This is a genomic window from Hamadaea sp. NPDC051192 (assembly GCF_040682475.1).
Taxonomy (GTDB): domain Bacteria; phylum Actinomycetota; class Actinomycetes; order Mycobacteriales; family Micromonosporaceae; genus Hamadaea; species Hamadaea flava.
Map to the genome: position 1 here is coordinate 36,103 of NZ_JBFBAZ010000005.1, position 22,958 is coordinate 59,060.

Annotated in this window: 19 protein-coding genes; 8 read left to right on the plus strand and 11 right to left on the minus strand. The window is 69.0% G+C overall.

What is annotated here, in order from left to right; genetic code table 11:
* Positions 1-4 precede the first annotated feature (4 nt).
* From AB0M47_RS03710 to AB0M47_RS03720, 3 genes are all read right to left on the minus strand, one after another.
* Positions 5-400 (minus strand): hypothetical protein, encoded by a 396-nt coding sequence (locus AB0M47_RS03710; protein ID WP_363407812.1) that lies wholly within the window; start codon positions 398-400, stop codon positions 5-7.
* A gap of 129 nt (positions 401-529) precedes the next feature.
* Positions 530-916, minus strand: coding sequence for a VOC family protein (locus AB0M47_RS03715; protein WP_363407815.1), 387 nt, complete (start codon positions 914-916; stop codon positions 530-532).
* An 80-nt stretch (positions 917-996) separates the two neighbouring features.
* Positions 997-2,898 carry a sialidase family protein gene (locus AB0M47_RS03720; protein WP_363407818.1) on the minus strand — a complete coding sequence of 634 codons (1,902 nt, stop codon included), beginning with the start codon at positions 2,896-2,898 and terminating at the stop codon, positions 997-999.
* A gap of 320 nt (positions 2,899-3,218) precedes the next feature.
* Between AB0M47_RS03720 and AB0M47_RS03725 the strand changes: the two genes are divergently transcribed.
* Both AB0M47_RS03725 and AB0M47_RS03730 read left to right on the plus strand, forming a co-directional pair.
* The gene (locus AB0M47_RS03725) at positions 3,219-5,582 is read left to right on the plus strand and encodes an SGNH/GDSL hydrolase family protein (RefSeq protein WP_363407821.1); all 2,364 of its coding nucleotides are present in this window, start codon (positions 3,219-3,221) and stop codon (positions 5,580-5,582) included.
* A 154-nt stretch (positions 5,583-5,736) separates the two neighbouring features.
* On the plus strand, positions 5,737-6,585 hold the full coding sequence (locus AB0M47_RS03730) for a hypothetical protein (protein ID WP_363407824.1): 849 nt from the start codon (positions 5,737-5,739) through the stop codon (positions 6,583-6,585).
* Positions 6,586-6,672: 87 nt separating this feature from the next.
* Here AB0M47_RS03730 and AB0M47_RS03735 read toward each other — a convergent pair whose 3' ends face one another.
* The 6 genes from AB0M47_RS03735 to AB0M47_RS03760 all read right to left on the minus strand — a co-directional run bounded on the left by AB0M47_RS03735 (position 6,673) and on the right by AB0M47_RS03760 (position 13,353).
* A complete protein-coding gene (locus AB0M47_RS03735; protein WP_363407826.1) occupies positions 6,673-7,071 on the minus strand; it encodes a hypothetical protein in 399 nt (132 codons plus the stop codon).
* Between the two features lie 106 nt (positions 7,072-7,177).
* Positions 7,178-7,741 carry a hypothetical protein gene (locus AB0M47_RS03740; protein WP_363407828.1) on the minus strand — a complete coding sequence of 188 codons (564 nt, stop codon included), beginning with the start codon at positions 7,739-7,741 and terminating at the stop codon, positions 7,178-7,180.
* Positions 7,742-7,773: 32 nt separating this feature from the next.
* Positions 7,774-9,003 (minus strand): sulfite exporter TauE/SafE family protein, encoded by a 1,230-nt coding sequence (locus tag AB0M47_RS03745; RefSeq protein WP_363407831.1) that lies wholly within the window; start codon positions 9,001-9,003, stop codon positions 7,774-7,776.
* Positions 9,004-9,120: 117 nt separating this feature from the next.
* Positions 9,121-10,473, minus strand: a complete 1,353-nt coding sequence (locus AB0M47_RS03750) for a metallophosphoesterase (protein WP_363407834.1) — start codon at positions 10,471-10,473, stop codon at positions 9,121-9,123.
* 331 nt (positions 10,474-10,804) lie between these two features.
* Positions 10,805-11,992 carry a serine hydrolase domain-containing protein gene (locus AB0M47_RS03755; protein WP_363407837.1) on the minus strand — a complete coding sequence of 396 codons (1,188 nt, stop codon included), beginning with the start codon at positions 11,990-11,992 and terminating at the stop codon, positions 10,805-10,807.
* Between the two features lie 125 nt (positions 11,993-12,117).
* The gene (locus AB0M47_RS03760; protein ID WP_363407840.1) at positions 12,118-13,353 is read right to left on the minus strand and encodes an FAD-dependent monooxygenase; all 1,236 of its coding nucleotides are present in this window, start codon (positions 13,351-13,353) and stop codon (positions 12,118-12,120) included.
* Between the two features lie 76 nt (positions 13,354-13,429).
* On the opposite strand from AB0M47_RS03760, the gene AB0M47_RS03765 reads away from it, so the two are divergent.
* The 3 genes from AB0M47_RS03765 to AB0M47_RS03775 all read left to right on the plus strand — a co-directional run bounded on the left by AB0M47_RS03765 (position 13,430) and on the right by AB0M47_RS03775 (position 17,060).
* Entirely contained in the window at positions 13,430-13,972 is a 543-nt protein-coding gene (locus AB0M47_RS03765; protein WP_363407843.1) for a TetR/AcrR family transcriptional regulator, read from the plus strand.
* 89 nt (positions 13,973-14,061) lie between these two features.
* A complete protein-coding gene (locus tag AB0M47_RS03770) occupies positions 14,062-15,564 on the plus strand; it encodes a hypothetical protein (protein WP_363407846.1) in 1,503 nt (500 codons plus the stop codon).
* Between the two features lie 14 nt (positions 15,565-15,578).
* Positions 15,579-17,060, plus strand: coding sequence for a glycosyltransferase family A protein (locus AB0M47_RS03775; protein WP_363407849.1), 1,482 nt, complete (start codon positions 15,579-15,581; stop codon positions 17,058-17,060).
* On the opposite strand, the gene AB0M47_RS03780 is transcribed toward AB0M47_RS03775, so the two are convergent.
* Together AB0M47_RS03780 and AB0M47_RS03785 are read right to left on the minus strand one after the other, a co-directional pair.
* Positions 17,029-17,511 carry a DUF6789 family protein gene (locus tag AB0M47_RS03780; RefSeq protein WP_363407852.1) on the minus strand — a complete coding sequence of 161 codons (483 nt, stop codon included), beginning with the start codon at positions 17,509-17,511 and terminating at the stop codon, positions 17,029-17,031. The two genes, AB0M47_RS03775 and AB0M47_RS03780, sit on opposite strands and share 32 nt — an antisense overlap.
* A complete protein-coding gene (locus tag AB0M47_RS03785; protein ID WP_363407855.1) occupies positions 17,508-19,325 on the minus strand; it encodes a glycoside hydrolase family 15 protein in 1,818 nt (605 codons plus the stop codon). Before AB0M47_RS03785 ends, AB0M47_RS03780 begins: the two co-directional genes overlap by 4 nt.
* A gap of 101 nt (positions 19,326-19,426) precedes the next feature.
* Here AB0M47_RS03785 and AB0M47_RS03790 point away from each other — a divergent pair, with 101 nt between their 5' ends.
* The 3 genes from AB0M47_RS03790 to AB0M47_RS03800 all read left to right on the plus strand — a co-directional run bounded on the left by AB0M47_RS03790 (position 19,427) and on the right by AB0M47_RS03800 (position 22,958).
* Positions 19,427-19,693 carry a hypothetical protein gene (locus tag AB0M47_RS03790; RefSeq protein ID WP_363407858.1) on the plus strand — a complete coding sequence of 89 codons (267 nt, stop codon included), beginning with the start codon at positions 19,427-19,429 and terminating at the stop codon, positions 19,691-19,693.
* Positions 19,694-19,793: 100 nt separating this feature from the next.
* Positions 19,794-21,137 carry a protein kinase gene (locus AB0M47_RS03795; protein WP_363407861.1) on the plus strand — a complete coding sequence of 448 codons (1,344 nt, stop codon included), beginning with the start codon at positions 19,794-19,796 and terminating at the stop codon, positions 21,135-21,137.
* 75 nt (positions 21,138-21,212) lie between these two features.
* The gene (locus AB0M47_RS03800; protein ID WP_363407864.1) at positions 21,213-22,958 is read left to right on the plus strand and encodes an extracellular solute-binding protein; all 1,746 of its coding nucleotides are present in this window, start codon (positions 21,213-21,215) and stop codon (positions 22,956-22,958) included.

Consider the following 22,958-nt stretch of genomic DNA (forward strand, 5'->3'; position numbering starts at 1 on the left):
CCCCTTATTCCGAGATCTGCTTGTACTCACAGCCGCTTCCGGTCGTGTCACCGGAACCGTCCACAAGGCACACCCACATGTCGTAGCCGCCGGCGGCTGCCTTGACGTCATAGGTGAAGCTCTTGCAGGCGCCCGTACCCGAGCCGTTGTAGAGCGTCGCCACCCGGTCGCCGGCGTAGTAGAGGGAGCCGCGTACGCCGTGGCCGTCGGCGTACAGGTCGCACACCGTGAACTTGTCACCGTCGTCGTGGAAGCTCATCGACGCGACGTTGGTGAAGCTGTTCGTGATGTAGATGGTGGTGTCCGGGGTCCCCGCGGCTTGAGCGGTGCCGGGCATCAACACCGCCGTCGCGAGCGCGGTGGCCGCGGCGAGGATGCCGCCCCTGAGGAATCGCTGCAACGCGTCGCTCCAATCTGGACGTTCGATCGATCTTGTGTGGCATCCTGCCCGCAAGATCATCGATCGTCAACCCGGAGGACATCGTCCGTTAACCGTTTCGTCGACCCGGCTGGGCCGAATGTAGGACGCTCACCCGACCTTGGAGACGATCTCGACAAGGTTGCCGTCAGGGTCCTGGATCAGGGCGTTCCGGTTGTCGTTGCCGGTGTCGTGCGGCGGCTGCACAACGGGAACGCCGGCGGCGGCGAGCCGCTCGAATTCCTTGTCGACGTCGTCGGCCCAGAGCACCAGAACCATCGCGGGGCGGCCGGGTTCGGCATCCATCCCATGGACCCGCTTGGCCGCCGCCACCGTGCCGAGGCCGATGGTGAATCCGCCGGCACGCAGTTCGACGTGCTCGGGAACGCCCTCGACGGGCGTACGGAACGTCTCCGTCAGGCCGAGCAGATCGCGGTAGAAGCGAATACCTGCCTCGATGTCGCGGGTATAGAGATTGACCAATCCTGTCTCGAACATGGTATTCACCCTAGTTCGCGATGGGGTCGGGCGCCCCGCCGGCGATCGGCGGGGCACCCAGGTTCAGCTAGCTCGGTTTGCTAGCTCTGCGGGTTGATGGTGTCGAACGGAAGGCGCAGCTTGAGCTGCCCGGCGATCGGCACGTTGTGCGTACGGATCTCGGTCAGCTCCTCGGCGGTCAGCGCACGGCCGTAGATCCGGAACTCGTCCAGGTCACCCTTGAACGTGTTGTTCAGGCCGTCGACGCGGCGACCCAGGAACACGCTGTTGATGCCGAACTCCTTGCCGGTGGTCACCGAGCCGCGGGGCGCGGCGAGGTCGACGACGGTCGCGCCGTCGATGTTCACGGTGACGCGGGTCGCCGTGCGCTGCATGGCGACGTGGTGCCATTTCCCGTCGTTGTACGCGCCGGGGATGGTGATGTTCGCGTCGCCCTGGCCGGTGCCCACGACGCCCCGGATGCGGTTGCTCGCCGGTTCGGCGCGCAGCCAGATCTGGGCGGCTCCCGTACCGACCTGGTAGCACCACCAGATCACGATGCTGCCGGAGGTCTCGGTGTAGCGGAACCACGTCATGATCGTGAACTGGTCGTCGTCGAGGTCGAGGGTCTGGTTGAACGGCATCTCCACGTAGTCGTCGACGCCGTCGGCCGCGAGGCCGGTGCCGTACCGGCCTTCGCCGAGGGTGGGGTTGCCGCGGACGTACGCGGTGTTGTCGTAGCGGGGCGACGCGTCCGGCGTCGTCGGGCCGGGCGCCGGTGCTGGCGGCAGGCTCGGCGGGGTGCCGTTCGGGGTGTCCAGGTACGCCTCGTTGAACCGGACGAACTGGATGACCTCGTAGAGTGCGGCCACGCCGCTTTCGTAGAGCACGCCGGCCACCGGTCCCAGAGCCGGATCGTCGGAGATCTTGACCAGGTCGGAGTAACCACCGGGACCCCAGCTGATGACCTTGCCCTCCTGCCAGGTCTCCCAGGTCTTCGCCTCGTCGAACGAGGAGCGGATGGTCAGCGCCTCCCGCTTGCCGGGGTTGGCCGGGCCGGAGAACAGGATGCGGTTCTGCGCGTCGCCTTCGTCGGTGGCGGTCAGGCGCAGCAGCGAGCCCTGCACGACCGGCATCGTCAACGCGGGAACCATCTGGAACGGAGCGTCATAGCTGGCGCCGCCGTCGCTGGAGATGGCGTACGCCCGGGTGCCCTCCGACGTGCCGGACTCGCGCACGTTGACGTAGATCCGCCCGTCGGTCAGCTCCACCAGGGTGGACTCGTTGACGAAGATGTCGTCGGACACGCCGCCGGCGCTGGCGCCGAGGTGCCAGGTGTCGCCGCCGTCGTCGCTGTAGCCGAGGTGGATTCCGGCGACGCTGCGCCCGTCGGGTCCGACCGACTCGTGGTTGGCGCTCATCACGAGGCGTCCGGCGTGCGGGCCGCGCTTGAGCTGGATGGCGTGCACCGGGCCGGTGGCGTACCAGGCGGTCCAGTCCGCCTGCAACAGCTCGGACATCTGCCGCGGCGCGCTCCAGGTCGCTCCGCTGTCGTCGCTGATCTGGAGGAACGGAACCCGGCCGCCGCTGCCGGTGCCGGGGTTGTGCGTGGTGAACAGCACGACCCGGCCGGTGCGCTCGTCGACGATCGGCATCGGGTTGCCGTGCGTGTCGCCGTTGCCCTTGGACACGACCTGGAGCGGGCCCCAGGTCTTGCCGCCGTCGTGGGAGCGCTTGAGTACCAGGTCGATGTTGCCGCGGTCGTCGCAGTTGTTGACCCGGCCTTCGGCGAAGGCGAGCAGGTCACCGTTGGCGGCCTTGACGATCGCGGGGATGCGGTAACAGAAGTAGCCGTCCGCCTTCGCTGTGTAGACCGCCCCTTCCTCGTGATACGGCTCGGCGGCGTACGCCGTCCCGCCGGTGAGCAAGGTGGCCGCCGCCATCGTGGCGACCACGGCGACGGAGAGCAGTTTGCGATGTAGTCGGTGGTGTTGTCTCGTCATGAAGCGCGATACCTCCACTTGCCGGCGCTGAACGCGGAGCGGGTCGAGCGCGGGCTCAGGAAACATGGACGAAATGTTCGGACATCCTACGTCCCATGTCCGAAGTACCACAAGACCCTGCTCAGGGCATCGATGACGCTGATCTCTGCCTCTCGGCTGTTGTCGATAGCCGATCCGTGCCGATGCCGTGTTGTGTCTGGTCAAGCCCCATTCGGGGGACCGAACGGCACGGAAAGTCTCATGTGGACAGGATTGTGAGCACCTGTTGACGTCGCTGACATCGAGAGGCACACTCGTCCCCAACCTGGGGAGGAGATACTATGTCCTATGTCCAGAAGATGCTGTTAACCGCCAGTACCGTGCTGGCCCTGGTTCTCAGCCCGACGAGTCCCGTCACCGCGGCCGAATCGGCGCCACCGCCCGACGACTGGGTCGGGACCTGGTCGGCGGCGGCGACGGGCACCGTGCCCAATCTGCCCACCGGGTACGCCGACCGGACCATCCGCAACGTGGTGCACACCAGCGTCGGGGGTTCCGGCGTACGCGTCTCGCTGACCAACGTCCTGAGCAGCGTGGCGGTACGCATGGACGCCGTGACGGTGGCCGTCGCCGAAGCGCCCACCACACCCGGCGCGGTCGCGGGCACGATGCGATCGCTCACCTTCGGCGGCGCGTCCGCGGTGAGCATCCCCGCCGGCGGCGAGGTGCTCAGCGACCCGCTCCCGTTCGCTGTGCCGGAAGATGGAAACCTCCTGGTCAGCGTGTACACGGCCGCGCCGTCCGGGCCGGTCACCTATCACCAGGTGGCCAATCAGACCTCGTACCTGTCGGTGGCCGGCAACCACGCCGCCGAGGAGGCCGGTGCGGCGTTCACGAGTGCGATCACCTTCTGGCCCTATGTCAGCGGGGTGGACGTCCTCGGCCAGGCCGAGGGCGCCGTGGTCGCGTTCGGCGACTCGATCACCGACGGCAACGCCTCCACCCGGAACGCGAACCACCGCTGGCCGGACTACCTGGCCGACCGGCTGATCGCCGAGCCCGGCGCGACCAGGCTCGGCGTGCTCAACGCCGGCATCAGCTCGAACCGGTTGGTGTCCAACACCTGGAACCCCAACGCGATCTCCCGGCTCGACCGGGACGTCCTAACCGCGCCCGGCGTGCGCTCGGTCATCGTCATGCTCGGCATCAACGACATCGGCGGCCAGCCCCAGCATCACGAGCCGTCCGAGATCATCGCGGCCCTGCGCCAGATCGCGGCCCAGTCCAAGGCCAAGGGGCTGCGGATCACCGGGGGCACCCTCACGCCTTTCGGCGGGTCGAGCAACTACACCGAGGAGCTTGAAGGGGTACGCCAGGCGGTCAACGACTTCATCCGGACCAGCGGTGCCTTCGACGCGGTGGCCGACTTCGACGCGGCGCTGCGTGACCCGGCGGTGCCCACCCAGTTGCGGGCGGACTTCGACTCCGGCGACCACCTGCACCCCAAGGACGCCGGTTACCAGGCGATGGCCGCGGTCGTCGACCTCGGCAAGCTCACCGGACACCCGGCCGGTCGCTGGGCGAGCACCTGGCAGACCGCCATGGCGCGGACGACGCCGGGCGCCGACCTGGGCCTGCCGAACCAGTCGATCCGCAACGTGGTGCACACCAGCGTCGGCGGCGACGCGGCTCGCGTACGCCTGTCCAACGCGCTCGGCACGGCGCCGGTCCTGATGGGCCGGGTCACGGTGGCGGTGGCGTCCCGGTCGGACGGGCCGGACGCGGTCGCGGGCACGATGCGGGAGGTTACCTTCGGCGGCTCGCCGTCGGTGACGATCCCGATCGGTGGCGAAGTCCTCAGCGACCCGATCTCCCTGAGCGTTCCGGCGGACGGGGATCTGCTGGTGACCGTGTACACGCCGGTGGAGTCCGGCGCGGTCACCGAGCATCCGCGGGCGTACCAGACGTCGTTCATCGCGACCGACGGCGACCACGCGGCGGACGAGCAGGGCGCGGCGTTCAGCAAGCCGACCACCGCCTGGTACTACGTGACGGGCGTGGACGTCCAGTCCAACCTCCTGCACGGCACCGTGGTGACCTTCGGCGACTCGATCACCGACGGCGACCGGTCTACTGTCAGCCTGAACCAGCGCTGGCCCGACATCCTGGCGGACCGGCTGGCCGCTGAGCCGGGGCCGACCAAGCTCGGCGTGGTCAACAGCGGCCTCAGCGGCAACCGGATCCTCGACAGCAGCACCGGAACCGGGATCGGCGGGCCGAACGCGTACGCCCGGCTGTCGCGGGACATGCTGACCACGACCGGGGCGCGGACGGTCATCGTGCTCGAAGGCGTCAACGACATCCTCAACCTGGCCAACCCGAACCCGGAGACCTTGAAGCTCGCCCTGAAGCAGTTCGCCGCCCAGGCACACGCCCAAGGGCTGAAGGTCGTCGTCGGAACCATCACGCCGATCAAGGGATGGCGTTCCTACACCGAGGCGCGGGACGGCGTACGGCAAGAGGTGAACGCGTTCATCCGCACGAGCACCGACTTCGACGCCGTGGTCGACTTCGACGCGGTGGTCCGCGATCCGGCCGACCCGCAGCAGATCAACCCGGCCTACGACTCCGGCGACCATCTGCACCCGTCGGACGCCGGATACCGGGTCATGGCCGAGGCCATCGATCTCCGCACCCTGCGGTAGGGCCGTTCGGCTGAGCACATCGGCTGCGTGCCGGGCCATCCGGTCCGGCGCGCAGCCACTGTCCACATCCTACATTCAGCCCATCGCGTGCGCCTCGAACCTCGACGATGATCGCGCTGTTGCTTCGGCGTGGAGGACGAGGGGGCGCTCGGCGATGAGCGTGGACGACGAGGAACCGATCCGCCTCCGGCGGCTGCTCGGCGGGCTCCGTGGACCGACGGGCTGGTTCGTGGTCGCGGTGCTGGGGATGCTCGCCATGACGCTCGGCGTGGTGTTCGGTCTCTCCCACGACGACACCTCTGCCGACGCGCAGCCCGCAGTGTCTCCGGTGGCATCCGCATCCGCACTGGCGACGCTGGAGAATTCGCCGAGTCCGGTGCCGACGCCCGGCGTCTCGCGGTCGCCGAGCCGGACCGCGTCCGCGACGCCGACCGCTGGCGTGAGCCGTACGCCCAACGCATCGTCGGCGGCGCGACCGGTCACCTTCACGGGATACGCCGGATACACCTGCCCGTCGTCGGCGACCGCCGGATTCCGGCAGGTCGGCCGGTTCACCCATGACGACAAGTACACGGGCTGGTACTCCGTCGGCACTGGTGGCCTGAGCAAGTGCGGCGGTGGCTACGACGCCATGCCGATGTCGGGTGACGCGGCGAAGGACGACCCGTCCTTCTACGCCGAGTGGTACTTCGTCGTCGGGTCGGCGACCAAGACGTGCGACCTGTCGGCGTACGTGCCGACTGCGGACGACACGGATGCCGGCCGCGCCGGGATCGCGGGCAGTCCCGCGTTCTACGAGGTACGCGATTCCGAGGGCGGCGCGGTGAAGTCGACGTTCACCATCCAGCAGTGGGCCAACCGCGGCCGATGGGTGGCGGTCGGCACGGTCCCGGTCAGTGGCGGCCGGGTCGTGATCCGATCGCTCAACCGGGGCGTCGACTGGAAGACGCCGCCGTACCTGCTGCACATCGCGGTCGCCCAGTTCTCCGTGTCCTGCCACTGACCGCAGGTGTCCTGTCACTGACCGGAGGTGTCCTGCCACTGACCGAAGCCTGGCCGGGATCGCTCGGGTCCAGGCCAGGCGAGGTGATTACTCGTACACGTAGCCCATGGCGCACTTGATGGGCGTCGTGTCGGACGCGCCGTCGACCAGGCAGACCTTCATGTAGTACGTGTTGCCCGGCTTGATGTCGTAGGCGAACTTGACGTTGGTGCCGTTTCCGTTGCCGTTGTAGATCGACTTCAGCGTCGTGCCACTGCCGTCGATGAGCGAGCCGCGTACGCCGTGACCGTCCGCGACGCGATCCCAGACGGCGAAGATGTCGCCGACGTCCTCGTGGGTCATCGACCCGGCGTTGCCGGTGCTGCCGACGCGCTGCACGACGACGGTGGCGTCGATCGACGCGTACGCCGGACTGCCGGCTCCGAACGTGACCGCTGCGGTGAGCGCGCAGGCGATCGTGGCCAGCGCCGCTGATCGTTTCCTCACTGATCTGTCCTTTCGAGGTCGGTTGCTGCGGCTCGAAAGGTATCGGCGTCGGCTTGCAGGAAACATGAGCCCGAATTGAATCCACAGGTCAGGTAGGACCGCACGGCTAGGCGCAGGCGGCGACGACTGCGTTGCCGGCGTCGCGCATCGCCGGTGACGCGATCACCGCTTTGAGCTTCGCCTGCTCGCTGTCGGAGCTTTCGCCGGCGACGATCGCCTGCTCCACCGACAGCTGGTACGCGGTGATCTTCGCCTTGAGCTTCGGGTCGGCGGCGAGTTCGGCGGCGGCCCCGAGCGCGGCGTGCAGGGTGGTGATCGCCGCCATCAGGTCCCGGGTGGCCTTGGCGAGATCCTCGTGGAAAAGGCCGCTCTGCACCAGCACGGCCGACACCGGCGACAGCGCGTCGGCGGCGTTCTGGCGAGCCGTCAATGCGGCCGCGCAGGCCGGTACGAGCGTCCGCCCAGCCGAATTGGTCGCTGACACGATCACAGTGGACGTCGCGGACGCGACCGGGCTCGCGACGGCGGAGGGTTCGACGGAGGTCGCCGGGGTGACCGAGGTGCCCAGGGGGACAGCGGCGGAAGGTCTGTCGTGGGTGCACGCCACCGCTCCGGCCAGGGTGACACCGGCGAGGGCGACGCCGAGCAGGCGTCCGATCGTGCGTGACATGGGAACTCCTGTCCAGATCAGAACGGGCCGGATCACAGTGCGAGCATGGCTCGGGCGGCCAGGCCGAAGCCCAGCACGATGATCACCGAGCCGGTCGCCTCCGCCGGGACGGTCAACCGGCCGAGCCACGCCCACCGGTCGCGTACCCGCAAGAGGAGCAGGCCGGCGGCGGTCAGCGTGCCCGCCATGCCCAGGCCGTACACGATGATGAGGACGATGCCGAACCAGAGGCGGCCGAGCGCCGCCGCGCCGAGCAGGACCACGAGGGCGGTGGGGCTCGGGACGAGCCCGCCGGCGACGCCGAGGACCGTGAGATTGCGGCGGCTGCCCGGGTGATCGTGGTGATGGTGGTGGTGCGCCCGGCGGTGATGATGGTCGCGCCGGTGGCGCAGGGCGTTGATCAGGATGCCCAGCCCGACGACGGTGATCAGCACGCCGCTGCCCACGCCGAGCCATTGGAGGACCGATTCCGCGGCAAGTCCGGCGAAGGTCGTGGTGGCCACGCCGAGGATCAGCACTCCCGCGGTGTGGGTGAGGGTGACGATGCCGCCGACGACGAGCGCGTCGCGGCGGCGTCCCTGGCGTCCCGCCAGATAGAGAGCCATCACGGTCTTGCCATGGCCGGGCAGGGCCGCGTGCGCGGCGCCCAGCAGGGCAGCCATGAGCACGGCGAGCAGCAGAACGTGCGGCGCGGGGTCGCCGAGGACGCCTTCCAGCCATGCCTCACCGCGTTGCAGCCAGCTCTTGTCCTTCGGGGCAGCCGGAGGAGCCTCGGCTTGCGTCGAGGCGTCTGAGGTGGCCGTTGCGGCTACGGCCAAGGTTTTCACCTGCGCCGAGCGCTCGTAGGGCGGCAGCTGCGCGGGCAGCGCAACACCTTCGCCGGCCAGCAGGATCTGGCTGGCGCCGGTGCGGTCGGCCAGATAGCCGTTCACCACGGCGACGTCCGTCGCCGCGCCGACCGTGGCCGGTGCCGACAGCCTGCAGGTGAGCAGGCTGCTCGGGATGCCGGACGCGCCGATCCGTTTCAGCTCCTGCGACTGCACGGTCCACTTCACGGGTACGCCGTCGACGCGGGTGTCGAACTTGGCGGCGAAGGCGGTGCAGTCGGGGGTGATCTGCTTCGCCGCCACCTCGCCGATGTCCAGGGCGGCGACGACGTCGACGCGATCGGGATGGATCGTCACCTTCACGAGGTGGTCGATCGAGAACGGGGTCAGCGGGTGGGCGGCGAGGGCTGCGCTGAGCAGAATCGTCGGGATCACGGGACACCCTCCGTGGCGGTTGTCGGCGCGCGCGATGAACGGGGTTGGTGAAGGTGCGGCGGAGCACCGCACCTTCGAGGTTCTCCAGGGGGTTCAGACCAGGAACTGTGCGGTGGTTCAGCTGATGCGGGTGACCTTCACGGCGTCGGCGATGATGTATCCGGTGCCGGCCGTCCAGCGGCTGACACCCACCTTGTTCTCGTCACCGGCCGACAGCGTGAAGTTGCCGAGTGACACCCATTTGCCGCCGTTGGCCTGTTGGTTGACGTTGACGACTTGGTTCCCGCTCGGCGTCACGACGATGTAGGGGGTCGAGTTGTTGTAGCCGGCGTTGGCCGAGTACCAGACCGCCACCTGATAGGTGCCCGTCGCTGGGATGTTCACCTTGTACCAGGCCGGGTCGCTGGCCGAGACGGGGTCGGCGAAGCGGTAGTCGGTGCCGTACCGCTGAGCCGAGTAGGTGGACGTGCCCCAGTTCGTGCTCGCCGTGAACCGGTCCGCCGTCGTGTTGTCGACGATGGTGCTCCACGCCTGCGGAACGGGGTTGATGTTGCTGAGGACGAACTGGTTGGCCGCATCGGTCTTGTAGGTGTTCAGATACGGCGAGTACGTCTTGACGTCCAGCGTGTTGGCGGTCGGGTTGAACGTCATGACCCGCATGAAGCTGTTGGGGTCACGGGTGGACGGGTCCTGGTAGTCCGCCTGGATCTGGTACACGGTGTTCCCGTTCACCCCGGCTTGGGGGATCACTCCGGCGTTGACGTAGTGGCCGGAGAAGGTGAACCGGAAGTTCTTGTGCTTGCTGACCAGGTTGGTCCAGAGCTTGGTGCCGTTGCTGTCCTTGGTCGTCCCGTTCTGGTAGGCGTGGGTGACCAGGATCGCGTTGTGGTTCGGGTACGCCGCGACGACGGAGTTCGCCCAGGTGATCTCGGCGTCGCTGGGCGCGTACTTCATCGCCAGCACGAGCCAGTCCACGCCACCGGCGGTGAACGTGTGGTAGGCGTTGTCGTTCTGCGCGGCGGGATAGGTTCCGCCGAACGACGGCAGGCTGGTGAACTTCGAGCGGGGATAGTGGCTGTTGTAGATCGTCGCCGCCCGCGTGGTAGTCGAGTCCAGGTCGTGGTTGCCCGGACCGATGATGTAGGGGACGTCGTCGGTGGGCAGACCCATCGCGCTCTTGCTGTTGGCCCACTGGGTCGGCTGGTCGTGGTTGTCCACGACGTCGCCGACGTGCAGGACGTACTTGATGTTGTTGGCAACCTGGTGATCGTCCACCCACTGCATCTGCGCCCGGTACACCTCCGGCCAGTACTCGGAGGCGAACTGGGTGTCGGGCAGCATCACGATGGTGAAGTTCTCGGCGGCGGCCAGTTGCTCGGCCTGCGCGGGTGCCCCTTGTCCGTACAAGGCCGCCGCCAGCAACAGGGCGGACGTGGCACCCAAGGCACGGGTGACCTTGGTGATCCTCATTCCTACCTTCCTTCCTCGGTCGGTGAAGCTGAACCGTGGCGCGGCGAGGCGGGCGGACCCGGGTGGTGCAGGTGGTCTGAACCGTTGCGGCACTTGGCATGGAAGTCGCCTCGCTGGCCTCGGCGAGAGGGGCTCCGAGCCCCCTACTAGACCGTTTGGAGGAAGTTTCAAGGCGGCGTGGCCAGTACCGCAACAGTGAAAAAGTTATTGATTTACATTTGTTATAGTGTGATCGTTACACGTTCACGGCCCGTTCACGGCCCTGGTGGCCGCCGCGCGGCCGATTATCCAATCTGGATCCGCGACGGCGGCCACTGCTCTTCCCGGGCGCTCAGCCCGCCAGGATCCGGCGCAGCTCCTGGCTCACGTTGGCGTCCGGCGACGGGTCGTAGTTGCTGAGCGCGACCGCCGTCCAGCCGGTCGTCGGGGTCCAGCTGACGCCGGTGCTCACTCCCGGAGCCCCGCCGAGGTGCCCGAGGACCCACTGGTCGTTGATGAGGAAGTTGTCCGGCGCGTAGCTGGCGAACGGGGTGACCGCCGGCCTGCCCTCTTCCGGCTCGGCCGCGAGCGGCGTCCGGGGCAGCTTGGGCGTGAGGAACACCTCCCGGTACGCGGCGTTGAGCAGGGTGCCGTCGGTGAGCGCCCGGACGAAGCGCACCATGTCCGGCGCACTGGCGAGCGCGTTGCCGGCCGGGTTGCCGATGTAGGCGAACACGTCGTCGGCGAGGGCGTCGTTGTGCTGCCCGGACGGATCGGCCGGATACGGGTGCGCGTACCGGGCTCCGCTGCGCCATTGCGGCAGGGTGATGAAGCCCGAGTCCTTCATGCCCGCAGGCTCGAAGACGTGCGTACGCACGTAGTCGTAGTAGGACTGGCCGGAGACCTGCTGGATGACGCTGCCGAGCACCTGGTAGCCCGAGTTGCTGTACTGGTTGCCCGCACCGGGCGCGAAGGCGAGCGCCTCGGAGCGGACGTAGCGCAGGGTGTTGTCCATCATCTGCTGCGGAGTGGTCCAGGTGACCGACTCGTCGAGGTAGCCCGCGTCCCGGGTGAAGTCGCCCAGGCCGGAGGTGTGGGTGAGCAGGTGATGAATGGTGACGGTGTCGGCGACGTCGGCGGCGAACCCGGTCAGGTGCTTGCCGATCGGGTCGACCAGGGTCAGCGAGCCCTGCTGCGCGAGTTGTGCGACGGCGATCGCGGTGAACAGCTTCGTCACGGACGCGAGGCAGAAGACGGTGTCGGCACGGTTGCTGACGCCTCTGCTCCTGTCGGCGTACCCGAACGAGCGCGAGAACACCGGACGACCGTCGTGGGCCACCAGAACGGTGCCGGAGAACTGATCGTTCGCCGCGAGCCCGCTGAGGTACTGGTCGAACGTCCCGCCCGGCCGCAACGCCGCCGGGACTGCGCCGGCGGTGGCGTTGGCCGCGCCGGGCATGGTCAGGCCGCCGCCGACGACAGCCGGTACGGCGACCAGTCCAGCGCGCCGCAGGAACGCGCGCCTGTTGTGTCGTGCCAAGGAAGTGCTCCTAACGAGATCGGCCCCGTGATGCGCCGGATCCGGTCCGCCCGGCCGGCGTTGATCACATACGCCGGCCTGTTTCCCTGGCGTTGCCGCCGGTCTTGGTCACGTCGTCGGCCGCATCACCGGCTGCTGGTCTTCGTCGGCGACTGAACCCTCTCCGGCACCGCGTAGTCCTCGATGACCATCGAGTTGTGGACGCGGGCGCTCTTGGTCGTCAGGCGCAGCACGGTACGGCCGAGTCCGGCGGGCAACGCCGACACGAGCCGGGCACCCTGGACCAGCCCGCGTACGCCGAGACGGGAGGTCGGGATCAGCGTCTTGGCCGCGCTCAGCGCCGCCGCCCGACTGCCCCGCACCGGCTCGGCCATCGCCCGCTCGTACGCGGGGAAGGCCAGCTCGTGGTCGCCGCCCGCCCGCGCCAACTCCCCGGCGAGCACGTACGCGCCGACGACGGCCAGGCTGGTGCTGCCGCCGACGGCGGGCCCGGGGCAGTAGCCGGCGTCGCCGACGAGCGTCACCCGCCCCCGCGACCAGGTGTCCATCCGCAGCTGGCTGATCGAGTCGAAGTAGAACCCCGGGGTGCCGTCCAGCTCGCCGAGCCAGCCGTCGACGTCGGCGTGGAAGCCGGCGAAGGCGTCGCGTACCAGCTTCTTCTGGCGCTCGACGTCATGATGGTGGACGGCGAGTTCCGCCTCGCTGCGGAACAGGAACAACGCTCGGGCCTCGCCGAGGTGCCGGGCGCCGTACATGCCGGCGGTACGCCCGACACCGACGTGGATGACCAGCTCGCCGTCCAGGTGGGCGACGTTGGGCAAACTGAGTACGCCGAAGTACGCCCCGGCGAAGGCGCTGAACCGCGACTCCTCGCCGAAGACCAGGCGGCGGACGTTGGAGTGGAGCCCGTCCGCGCCGACGACGAGGTCGAACCGGCGAGACGGAGCCCGTTCGAAGGACACCTCGCCGTCGGGGGAGACGGCGGTGATCGAGTCGCCGAAGACGTATTCCACGTCGTCGCGCGTGACGTCGTAGTAGATCTCGCTCAGGTCGTCCCGCATGATCTCGACGTGGCCGTCCGAGGCGGCGCTGAAGATCTTCGCGAGGTCGACGGTGACCGTCCGTCCGCCTTGCGGGTGCAGGGTCATCCGGCTCGTGCCGGTCGCCCGCTCGGTGATGCGGGGCAGTACGCCCATCTTCGCCGAGATGTCCATCGCCGGCCGGAACAGGTCGACCGCGTGGCCGCCCGTCTTACGCAGGGCCGGTGCGCGCTCGACCACAGTGACGGAGAACCCGTGCCGAGTGAGCCAGTACGCCAGTACGGGACCGGCGACGCTCGCGCCGGAGATCAGAATCCGCATGGCAAGCCTCCTTACTTAACGGAAGGTAAGTGTATCCCGATCACTTACCTACTGGTAAGTCAGCTAAGCTGATCGCATGCCTCGGCCCACCACCAGCACCAAGCAGCGGATCCAGGACGTGGCCCGCGACCTGTTCGCCCAGCGGGGTGTGCAGCGGACCAGCATGCAGGAGATCGCCGACCAGTTGGGCATCACCAAGCCGGCGCTGTACTACCACTACGCCTCGCGGGAAGAACTGGTCCGCAGCATCGTCCAGCCGACCCTCGACGAGGAGGAGGCCTTCCTCGCGAGTCAGGAGGCGCTGGCCGAGGTCGACCCTCGGGCGCTGCTGGAGGCGTACTTCGACTTCCACTATCGGCATCGCGCCGAGTTCATGCTCATGCTCAGCGAACTGACCACGTTCGCGCACCTCGGCCTGATCGACCGCGTACTGGAGTGGCGGCAACGCCTCGGAAAGCTGCTGCACGGCCCCGACCCGACCCTGGACCAGGCGGCCCGAGCGGTGATCGCCTTCGGCGGGATCCAGGACTGCACGGTCCAGTTCCCGGACGTGCCCGAGGCCGAACTCCGGGCGGCGGCCGTCGCCGGCGCCTGCGCTGCGCTGGGCATACAGCCGTAGCGCAGGTTGGCATCTGTCCGATCTCGACCGACGGCCGGAGGGCGCATTACATTGACGCCTGACGTTTCGAACGCTCCGGAGGTCCGGGCATGACGACAGTCAGGATCTACGCTCATCACGGCCCGGTTCCCGCCGGGTTCCTGGTCTCCCCAACGCCGGGGCACTTGCCGGACGAAGGCCTGCCGCCGCCGGTCGCCCGATATTGGTGCGAGCTGGTGAAGCAGAACCTGGTCGACGTGCCGGACGGCTCCGGCGTCGGCTACGGCGAGGACGCCGCGGCCCCGCCCGACGAGTGGCGCTGGGACATCGGCTACGACCCCGGGGCGATCGACTTCCAGGTGGGCCGGGTCGGCGTACTGCTGGTCGGGACGACGCGCGAGGACTTCGACTACCTCCTGATCTCCCCGTCGGGCGAGCGTCTCCAGGCCCCGACCGGATTGGAGTTCACGCCGCTGGAGCCCATGCCGGCCTGGGGCGACCCGGACGCGCCGTTCGACGGGCTGCAAGGTTCGTGGAGTGTGGACGCCGAGCCCGCCAAGGGCGTGTGGCAGATCCTCGTCTACGCGAAATCGGGGCACGAGGCGGTTCCCGCCAACGGCTATTGGGCCAACGAGGTCAGCAACGTGCGGCTCGGCGATACGCCGGAGAGCGGCTTCCTCGCGCTGGAGTTCGTCGGCGACGAGGTGCCGCCGAGCACTACGACGACCACCACGACGCCCGCGCCGACGACCACCACCACTACGACCACGCCGAAGCCGACGACTACCACCACTACGACCACGCCGAAGCCGACGACTACCACCACTACGACCACGTCGAAGCCGACGACCACTACGACGACGACTCCGGTGCCGACGACCACCACGACAACGACGACCACGACGACGCCTGCGCCGACCACCACGACGACGACGACGCCTGCGCCGACAACGACGACCACGACCACGCCTGCGCCGACCACCACGACCACGACGACGACTACGACGCCGAAGCCGACCACCACGACAACGACTACGACGACACCGAAGCCCACAACGACCACGACCACCACGCCGGCCCCGACGACGACGACTACAACGCCGGCGCCGACGACAACGACGACAACGACGACAACGACGACGACTACGACGGCAATGCCGACTACGACGACGACCACGACTCCGCCGCCTCGGCGGGATCTCGGCCTGCTCGGCGTGACCGCGCTGCTGCTGGCATTGGTGCTGACTGCTGCGGCCGCCCTCAACCTGTTCATCTGGGCGTGCAGCGGCTACTTCCGAGTCGGTCTGGTCGTCGCGGGTCTGACTCTCGCGGTCGCCGCGCTCGCCGTTACGCCGCTGTGGGTGATCCTGTGGTGGGACGGGTCGGTCGTGCGTACGCTCGCCGACTGGATCGCACGGCTGGCTGCGGGCACACCAGTGATCGCCGCGGTCTTCGCGGTGTTCGGTGACTTCAACTGCGCCGGTGGGGCGCTGATCCTCGCCGGGTTGTTCGGCATCCTGCTCGCTGCCGTCCACCTGGCGAATCGGGTCGCCGAACTGCGTACGCAGGCGCAGCATCGCCGGATGATTCGCCGGTTGGGCCGGCGAGACTGATCGCGGGTCGCTCGATGGATGCCGTCTTGTCGGTCGCCCGGCTGATCCTGGCGATTCCGTTCGCCGTCGCCGGGTTCGCGGCGCTAGCCGACCCGATCAGCGCCCGGCGGGCGGCCTCCGCTTGGGGCGTACCGGGTCGGGCGGTGAACGCGACGATCGCGGTCGCCACGCTCGGCGCGATCGGGGCGGCCGTCGGTCTGACCGTCACCGCGTCGGCTTGGGCCTCGGCGGCGGTCGCAGCCGGTGTGCTGCTCGTCCTGGCCGGGCTGGCGGTCGCTCGGATGGTGAGCGGAAAGCCTTCTCCGGCAACGGTTTCGCTCCTGGCTCGGAGCCTCACCCTGGCGGTGCCGGCGGGGATCGTGCTCTGGGAGGGGCGGTCGAACGCGGGTCCGAGCATCCTTCCGTGGCTGGCCGGGATCACCCCGGCCCAGCAGTTCGCCATCGTGGCGGGCATGGTCGTGGTCGGCATCGCATGGTGGCCCAGAGCTGAGCCCAGAGTCCAGCCCAGCATCGCGCCGAGAGTCGGGCCCAGCATCGCGCCGACCGCAGACGGAGAAGCCGCGCCGCCCAGCGAAACTGCCGTGCACGGCGAACGAGACGCCTCTCGACAAGTCGAGGAGCAACCCATCCGGCAGGCCCCGGCGCTCATCCGGAAGACGCCCGCGCTGACCATCGGGATGGCGGTGTTCGACGACTTCGACGGCGTCTACTTCACGCTTCAGGCGCTGCGGCTCTATCACGACCTCGACGACGCCGAGTTGCTCGTCGTCGACAACTTCGGCTGTGCGCACACCCGGGAGTTCGTGGCCGACTGGGTCGGTGGGACTTATGTTCTCGCTGACCAGGTCGCGGGGACGGCGTACGCGAAGAATTTGGTCTTCGAGAGAGCGAGTGGCGCGGCGGTCCTGTGTTGTGATTCGCATGTGTTGTTCGAGCCGGGCGTGATCGCGCGGCTCAAGCGGTTCTACCGGGACCGGCCGGACTGCCGTGACCTGCTGCAGGGCCCGCTGGTGTACGACGACGGCACGCAGGTGTCGACGCATTTCGAGCCGGTGTGGCGTGAGCAGATGTGGGGCGTGTGGGCGACCGACCCGCGTGGCCGGGAGCCGGACGGCGAGCCGTTCGAGATCGCGATGCAGGGGTTGGGCGCGTTCAGCTGCCGCGCGGAGGCCTGGCCGGGGTTTCATCCGGGGTTTCGCGGGTTCGGCGGCGAGGAGGGCTACCTGCACGAGAAGGTACGCCGCAGGGGCGGCCGTTGCTTGTGTATGCCGTGGCTGCGGTGGATGCACCGGTTCAATCGCCCGCGGGGCGTGCCGTATCCGCTGACGGTCGACGACAAGCTGCGTAACTATCTTCTCGGCCACGTGGATCTCGGGCTCGAGGTCGAGCCGGTGCTGACGCATTTCGCCGACCACCTGCCGGCGGCCCGGATCGAGGCCGTGCTGGCCGAGGTCGAGGCGACCGTCATTCCGCGAGCTGAACGAACACTCCGATGATCGCCCCGTACGCGACGTGCGCGATCAGCATCACGACCGGTGTGCTCAGCCCGTAGTTGAGCATGAGGAATCCAGGTGTCTCCAACTGCGCTGCCTTGGGCGCGCTGGTGTACGGCGTACCCATGCGGGGGTGGACCAGCGGCAGCAGCACGGTCACGATCGCGGTCGCGGCGAACAGTCCGTGCAGGAGACCGAAGAGCGCGCCCAGCCACCAGCTGGCGTACCCGATGGCGGCGAACACCGCGACGTAGAGGAGCGCGAAGACCAGACCGTTGACGAAGTGGATCAGGTAGCCGATCGCCTTCGCCAGCGATCGGTCGTCGGTGAAGATCGTGCCGAGGAGGAACGGCAGGTCGGTCCGGGTGAGTTTGAGTTCGTTGGCCATCCGCATCGCGGTCGTCAGCAGCACCGTGCCGACGAACCCACCGGCCAGCGCCGCCCAGACGTTCATCCCGCGTCTCCGTGCATCGCGTCGGTGATCGCGCCGGCCGCGCTGATCAGCGCCAGATGGGACAGGCCTTGCGGCAGGTTGCCGAGGAACGCGCCCGTGCCGGGATCGATCTCCTCGCTGTAGAGGCCGACGTCGTTGGCCAGTCCGACCAGTTCGTCCATCAGCGGCACCGCCTCGTCGGGCCGCCCGAACCGGGCCAGCGCCTCGGCGAGCCAGAACGAACAGGCGAGGAAGGCGCCCTCGCCACCGCGTACGCCGTCCTCGGACAGGTATCGGTAGACGTAGGGGCCGTGCCGTAGGTCCCGCTGAACGGCGTGCACGGTGCTGGTGAGGCGGCTCGGTTCGGCGGGCCGGAATCCGTTGAGCAGCCCGAGCAGCACCCCGGCGTCCAGGTCGGTGCTCCCCGCCGATCGGACGTAGCTGCCGCGGCGCGGGTCGAAGCACTCGCTGTCGATGAACTGCGCCACCGCCGCCCGTTCGGCCAGCCAGGTTTCCAGGCGGCGGTTCGGGATCAGGCCCGCCAGCGCGAGTTCGACGGCGGCGTCCAGCGCGACCCAGCACATCATCTTGGACTGCGTGAAGTGCTGCGGTGCGCTGCGAACCTCCCAGATGCCCGCGTCGGGCTGCCGCCAGACCTGGCAGACCAGGTCGGCGATCTGCGCCAGCCGCCGGCCGATGTCCGCGTCGAGCCGGCCGATGCGGGTGGCGTACCGGCGCGCGGTTTGCAGCAGTTCCCCGTAGGTGTCCAGTTGCAGCTGCCCGGCGGCGGCGTTGCCGACGCGTACCGGGCGGGATCGGCGGTAGCCGGCCAACGGCAGCGTCCGCTCGCCGGCGTGCGGGCCGCCGTCCAGCCGGTACAGCACGCGCAGCCGTGGATGAGTCAGCTGCGAGGCGTGCATGAGCCACCAGAAGTAGGCGATCGCCTCGTCGGGGCAGTCGAGCTGGAGGAAGGCGTTCAGGGTGAACACGGAGTCGCGGATCCAGGAGAAGCGGTAGTCCCAGTTGCGTTCCCCGCCGATCAGTTCGGGCAGCGAACAGGTGGCGGCTGCGGCGACGGCGGCCGAGGGCGCGAAGACGAGCAGCTTCAACGCCAGCGCGCTGCGCAGGACCGCGTCGCGCCACGGGCCGTCGTAGGGGCGCTGCCCGGCCCACTCGCGCCACACCTGCTCCGTGCGTACCAGCCGGTCTTCGCATTCACCGCGAGTGGGCAGCACGAGCGGCTCCAGGTCCGCGTAGCTCAGTGCGATCATCGCGCCTGGTCCTGGCGTCAGTTCCGCGCGGCCGTGGATGGTCCCGTCCGTGTGGCGCGGCGTTCCCGCGCCCCAGGCCGAGACGGCGAGTGCCTGCCCGTGATGGCTCGCGATCAAGGCATTCGCCCGAGCGTGTACGCGTGGAGCAGCCGACGCGTAGCTGAAACGTGGTTCGACCGTCCACTCGATCGGCACCGTGCCCGCGACGCAGGTGATCTGCCGGATCAGCTCGCGGGCCGGCCCCAGCGGATGGTCGTCCTGCAGGGTGAGCGCGTCGGTGACGACGACGGTGCCCGACGCGGTGGTGAAGGTGGTATCCAGCACGTTGGTGCCAGGTCGATAGTTCCGGCTGACGCTGAACGACGTTTCCGGCCGCAGCTGGAAACTCCCGCCGTGCTCGGCGTCCAAGATCGCCCCGAAGACGCTCGGCGAGTCCAGGTCGGGCCAGCTCAGCCAGTCCACCGCGCCGTCCGGAGCGATCAGCGCGGCAGTACGCCCGTCGCCCACCACGGCGTAGTCCCGCAGCGCCGCGTAGCCGTCGATGCGCCCGGAGTCGGCCGCCATCACCGGCCTCTACCCAGGTAGCGAGCCCTTCAGTCGGGGCCACCGGGGGCGGAAGATTCGGACATCTCGCTCAGCTGGTCGCAGCCGCCTACTCTGCGGGGGTGAGCTACGTGCGGTGGAGCAGTCCCGGGCGGCCCCATGACTACGACTCGGCGGTCTACATCTACGACACCGACGACGGCGTCGTGTGCTTCTCCTGCGTCCGGTATCCGGCCGACGAGGCCGGCGACTACCCCAGCCATGTCGAGGCGACGCCCGGCCGGATGATCGAGCACGTCCGAGCGCACATCGCCGCCGGCGACGCGGTGCCCGACTTCGTCATCCCCGGCCTGGCCGACGCCGAACGCCGGCGGTCGACGCCGAGCTGACGCGCAGCCGCCCGGGCCGCACCCGGCCTAGGTCCAGTCACGATGGACAGGCGACGTTATCCTTGCCTCGCATGCTGATCATCGAGATTCAGGGGAGTTGATGGCCGTCCCGCTGCCGAACCTGACGCCGCTGGCCGCGCACGATCCCCGGTCGGCCGGACCGTACCGGTTGCTCGGCCGGCTGGGGCAGGGTGGGCAAGGGATCGTCTACCTGGGCCTGGACGGCGGAGACCGGCACGTCGCGGTCAAGATGCTCAGCATCGACCTGGAGCAGGATCCGAGGGCCAAGGCCCGGTTCGCCAAGGAGATCGCCGCCGCGACCCGGGTAGCCGCGTTCTGCACCGCCCAAGTCCTGCTGGCCGACCTGGACGCCGAGCAGCCGTACGTGGCCAGCGAGTTCATCGCGGGCCCGACGTTGCACCGCCAGGTGTGCGACCACGGCCCGGTCACCGGCAACGCGCTCTACCGGCTCGCTGTCGGCACGGCGACCGCCCTCGCGGCGATCCACCAAGCGGGGATCGTCCACTGTGATTTGAAGCCCGACAACGTCATCCTGGGCGCGGACGGCCCGCGCGTCATCGACTTCGGCATCGCGCGGGCGCTGAACACGCACACGCTGACCGGCAACGTCATGGGCACGGTGCCGTACATGGCGCCGGAGCGCTTCCACAACGCCGACGTCGGCCCGCGGTGCGACGTCTTCGGCTGGGCGGCGACCATGGCGTTCGCGGCATCGGGGCGCGGACCGTTCGGCCACGACTCACTGGCCACCGTGATGGCCCGCGTACTGCACGAGCCGCCGGACCTGGCGAACCTGTCCGGTCCGCTGCTGGATCTGGTGGAAGAGGCGCTGGCCAAGGACCAGTACGCTCGCCCGACTTCCGAGCAGTTGCTGCTACGGCTGCTGGGCCGCGCCGACGCCGGTGCGCCGGCCGTGGCCGAGGAGCCGCTGGGCACGGTGCTCAAGGCGGGGAGCGTCGCGGCGACCGCCGTGCTCCCAGCCTCGCCTTCGGGCGCTTCCGTTGCGGCGTCGACCGTTGCTTCGGAGCCGGGCGCTTCCGTTGCTGCGTCGTCCGGGGGTGTGGGGCCGGGCGGTTCCGTTGCGGGGGCTGCCGGGGGTATGGGGCCGGGTGCGCCCCTTGCGGCGACGCGGCCGCAGCCGAGCGTGCTGCCGGTGCCGACGACGGCCGCGGTGCCGGTGCCCTCGCCGACCCGGGTGGCCGTCGCGCCGGTCGGCGGGTTTCGGCGCCTGCTGCGGCAGCTGGGCGACCCGATCGGGATCGCGGCGGCGATCGTTCTCGGCGCGGTCGGCTTCGCGGCGATTTACATCGCTTCGGCGGATGCCGCTCGCTCCGCGACCACCGGTGTGATCGCCGCCGGGGTCGGCTACTTCGTGCGGCTGGCCGTCGCACTCGCCATGGACCGCGACACCGGGCGGGACTGACACCCGCGCCGCCGCGATACTCAGCCCCGCGATACTCAGCCCCGAGACGCTCAGCCCGCGACAGAGGAGGAACGCATGGCATCCGGCCGCAGATGGCTCCCGGTGACCGTCGCCGTGGTGGTCGGGCTCGCGGTGATCGCGGGTTCCTACCTGTACGTGCGGCTCGACACCGATCGCAGCGACTGCGTGGCGCTCGGTGTGGTCTCCTCCACCGAGAAGAACGATCTGGTGGCGGAGCTGGCCGGCCGGTACGACAAGAGCGGACGGCGTTTCGGCGGGCAGTGCGCGGACGTCACGGTGGCCGGGCTGAACTCCGGTCAGGCGATGGAGACGCTGGCCGGGGACTGGGCCATTGTTGCGGGCGGCATCCCGAAACCCCAGGTGTGGTTGCCGACGTCGAGCTTGTGGACCGGTCAGCTGCAACTGCGCGACCGGGCGGCCAAGCGGCCGGAGCAGACTCCGGGGGAGTACCCGTCGATCGCCAACAGCCCGCTGGTCATCGCGATGCCCGCGACGAAGGCCCGGGTGCTGCAACAGCGGGGCGAGCTGGGCTGGGGCGACATCCTCGGGTTGTCCGGGGACGAGGGCTGGGCGGCCTTCGGCAAGCCCGAATGGAAGCGGTTCACCTTCGGCAAGGACAACCCCCGGCTGTCCACCTCGGGCCTGGCCGCCACCATCGCGACCTACTACGCGGCGACCGGAACCTCCAGCGATCTGACCGACGCCGACGTACGCGCACCGCAGGTGACCCAGTTCGTCCGCCGGATCGAGGCGAACGTGTCGCACTACAGCGACGACGTCGTGGACCTGCTGAAGTCGCTGGCCGCCGCCGACCCGTCCACAGTCGACGAGGGCGAGTCGGATCTGAGCGCGGTCGTGACGCAGGAGGAACTCGTCTACCTGTACAACGAGGGCCGGCTCAGCCCGCAGGGGGAGAAACCGCACGAGCCGTTGGTGGCGCTGTATCCCAAAGAGGGCACGTTCAACCTCGATCACCCGTACGTCGTGCTGCCGGGTGCTTCGACCGCGCAGCAGAAGGCGGCGGCCGACTTCCTGGCGTTCCTGCAGGAATCGCCGCAGCAGCGGGCGTTCGCCGGGCTGGGGTTCCGCGATCACCAGCAGGTGGCCTCCGCGGAGCTGACTAAGGTGGTCGGCGGCCACGAGACGGACAAGCGCCCGTACTTCAAGCCGCCGTCGCCGACCGTGGTCCAGGGCATCCTGGACAGCTGGTCGACGCTGCGCAAGAAGGCGAACATCCTGATGACCATCGACGTCTCGGGTTCCATGACGAACCAGGTCGGGTCCAAGACGCGACTGGCGATGGCGACGTCGGCGGCGAAGAAGGGCCTGGCCCTGCTGAACTCCGCCGATCAAGTCGGGCTGTGGTCGTTCTCGTCGGAGAAGCAGGGTTCGAGCGCGGCGCCCTATCAGCAGCAGGTGCCGCTGTCCCGGCTGGACCTCGGGCACTTCTCGGACCGGCTGAGTGGACTGCGTCCCGGTGGCGCGACCGCGCTCTACACGACCATCCGTGCCGCCCACTCCTACATGCTCGATCATTACGACCGAACGCGGATCAACGCGGTCGTGGTGCTGACCGACGGCGAGAACGAGTACGCCAAGGACAACAAGCTGGCGAACCTGCTCAAGGATGTCGCGCTGGACCCCGACCGCCCGGTGAAGATCTTCTGCATCGCCTTCGACAAGGGGTCGGACCTGGCGACCTTGGAAGCGATCGCCAAGGCCGCCTCGGGCAAGGCGTTCGACGCACGGGACCCGCAGCTGATCGACGACGCGTTCGTCAAGCTGCTCAGCAGTTTCTGA

Coding starts and splice junctions, on each gene's coding strand:
- AB0M47_RS03775 (WP_363407849.1), top strand. CDS start 15,579: ATGGATGCCGTCTTGTCGGTCGCCCGGCTGATCCTGGCGATTCCGTTC.
- AB0M47_RS03730 (WP_363407824.1), top strand. CDS start 5,737: ATGAGCGTGGACGACGAGGAACCGATCCGCCTCCGGCGGCTGCTCGGC.
- AB0M47_RS03760 (WP_363407840.1), bottom strand. CDS start 13,353: ATGCGGATTCTGATCTCCGGCGCGAGCGTCGCCGGTCCCGTACTGGCG.
- AB0M47_RS03785 (WP_363407855.1), bottom strand. CDS start 19,325: ATGGCGGCCGACTCCGGGCGCATCGACGGCTACGCGGCGCTGCGGGAC.
- AB0M47_RS03765 (WP_363407843.1), top strand. CDS start 13,430: ATGCCTCGGCCCACCACCAGCACCAAGCAGCGGATCCAGGACGTGGCC.
- AB0M47_RS03715 (WP_363407815.1), bottom strand. CDS start 916: ATGTTCGAGACAGGATTGGTCAATCTCTATACCCGCGACATCGAGGCA.
- AB0M47_RS03740 (WP_363407828.1), bottom strand. CDS start 7,741: ATGTCACGCACGATCGGACGCCTGCTCGGCGTCGCCCTCGCCGGTGTC.
- AB0M47_RS03795 (WP_363407861.1), top strand. CDS start 19,794: ATGGCCGTCCCGCTGCCGAACCTGACGCCGCTGGCCGCGCACGATCCC.
- AB0M47_RS03725 (WP_363407821.1), top strand. CDS start 3,219: ATGTCCTATGTCCAGAAGATGCTGTTAACCGCCAGTACCGTGCTGGCC.
- AB0M47_RS03720 (WP_363407818.1), bottom strand. CDS start 2,898: ATGACGAGACAACACCACCGACTACATCGCAAACTGCTCTCCGTCGCC.
- AB0M47_RS03800 (WP_363407864.1), top strand. CDS start 21,213: ATGGCATCCGGCCGCAGATGGCTCCCGGTGACCGTCGCCGTGGTGGTC.
- AB0M47_RS03780 (WP_363407852.1), bottom strand. CDS start 17,511: ATGAACGTCTGGGCGGCGCTGGCCGGTGGGTTCGTCGGCACGGTGCTG.
- AB0M47_RS03750 (WP_363407834.1), bottom strand. CDS start 10,473: ATGAGGATCACCAAGGTCACCCGTGCCTTGGGTGCCACGTCCGCCCTG.
- AB0M47_RS03770 (WP_363407846.1), top strand. CDS start 14,062: ATGACGACAGTCAGGATCTACGCTCATCACGGCCCGGTTCCCGCCGGG.